The organism is Neisseria iguanae, from assembly GCF_003013245.1.
Taxonomy (GTDB): domain Bacteria; phylum Pseudomonadota; class Gammaproteobacteria; order Burkholderiales; family Neisseriaceae; genus Neisseria; species Neisseria iguanae.
In genome coordinates this window covers 1-1,423 of record NZ_PXYY01000169.1, presented here as the reverse complement: position 1 = coordinate 1,423, position 1,423 = coordinate 1, and the positions used below count along the sequence as shown (strand labels likewise).

The window sequence follows — 1,423 nt, the reverse complement described above, 5'->3', positions numbered from 1 at the left end:
AGGCTTGTTGCCTGGAAAGCAGGAAATTACGTTCTGACAGGGGGATAAGGACGGGAACATTACTCAAAAAGGCAAAGTGGTTAATCGATAACCCCATTAACCGCTTTGGTTGGTGTGTTTATATTTTGCAAAGGTCTCGGGTTGTATGGAAGGTGCCGAATGGATTGTTTCTGCACTCTTGGTAAATGAATTCGAACATTGCGGCAAGCATTTTAAATCACCGCGCCATTAGATGATTCATGGTTGTCTGAACAAATTCATTCTTTAAATTGTCGCTATTGCTTTAACACAGCATTTACGCACTTTACAGACGGCATAGTATAATAGCCGCTCTCAGATCTGAATGATTTTACAAACAGCATGAAACCTATTTTTCAAAAACTGATTCTGGCATTGAGCCTGAATACCGCCGCTATGTCGGTGCAAGCCGTGACCTATATTTGTAAGGTGGATGGCGGCATTGTTTTTACCGAAAAGAAAATTGGCAACCAATGTGAGGAATCCCATGCCGACGGTGCAGCGCAAATTTCACCGGAAGAGGCGACCCAAGCCTTTCCTCAGAAGGCCAATTTAAAAGAAGCACCAGGAGCGGCCGCCCCCGATGTCAGTGATATCAAGATTTTGCCGCAAGTCACCAGTGGCAGCGTGACCAATAGTGCCGAAGCAGCCAATCCGCGCATGAATGTCAAGCTACGCAACGGCAACGATGTTGCTACAGGACGAAAAAGCAGTGCCGGTGATTTAAAATCAGCCCAAGCGCGTGCGGCGGAGTTAAACCGAAAAGCTAAAATCATTCCTGCGCCGACGGTTGCTGTGCCGGTTGCCAAACCGAAGCCGCAGCTCACCCGCAAGCAGATTCTGCAAAATGAGATACGCAACGAACAAGCAGCATTGGCGCGTGCCAAAGTACAATTGAATGTAGCGCGTAAAAAAGGCGATCAAGTCAAAATCAGCCGTTTGAGCCAGACTGTGCGTGATCGTGAGGCTAATATCCGTGCGATTCAGGGCGAAATGAAACGTTAATTGGTATGATATTTAAGGCCGTCTGAAAAGGAACAAAATAAAATTTTATGAGGATATCCTTTTCCGGATTGCCTGAGATGTTGGGAAGGCAGGGTTGTTTATATTTTTAGAGGTCGTTCAAAATCCTGTGTCAGCTTGAATTCTACAACCGGATAATGCCGTCCGGCCGTCAAAACAAACCGCCAACTGCAGGAGCGTCTGCCCCCGGTTTGCAATCGGCATCGCCCATTTCCCCAAAGCCTTACCGATACCGCCATATAAAAGCTTCAACAAGCCGGTTTCATTGGGGAATGCGCCTTGGGTTTTGGCCAGCTTCCGAAACTGGCGGTGTACCGCCTCTGCCGCATTGGTCGTATAAATCGGTTTGCGTACGGCTCCGGGGCAGCGGAAACAGGCAGAC

General features: G+C 47.9%; 2 protein-coding genes. One reads left to right on the top strand and one right to left on the bottom strand.

Going from position 1 to position 1,423, the window contains the following annotated elements; genetic code table 11:
- Positions 1 to 360: 360 nt before the first annotated feature.
- Positions 361 to 1,023 (top strand): hypothetical protein, encoded by a 663-nt coding sequence (locus C7N83_RS13820; RefSeq protein ID WP_106743278.1) that lies wholly within the window; start codon positions 361 to 363, stop codon positions 1,021 to 1,023.
- A 117-nt stretch (positions 1,024 to 1,140) separates the two neighbouring features.
- Here the strand turns inward: C7N83_RS13820 and C7N83_RS13815 are convergent.
- Positions 1,141 to 1,423: transposase (locus tag C7N83_RS13815; RefSeq protein ID WP_146135186.1), on the bottom strand; the 283-nt coding region annotated here is incomplete at its 5' end.

Excerpts from the sequence above, each read along its gene's own strand:
- C7N83_RS13820 (WP_106743278.1), top strand. The coding sequence starts at position 361 with ATGAAACCTATTTTTCAAAAACTGATTCTGGCATTGAGCCTGAATACC.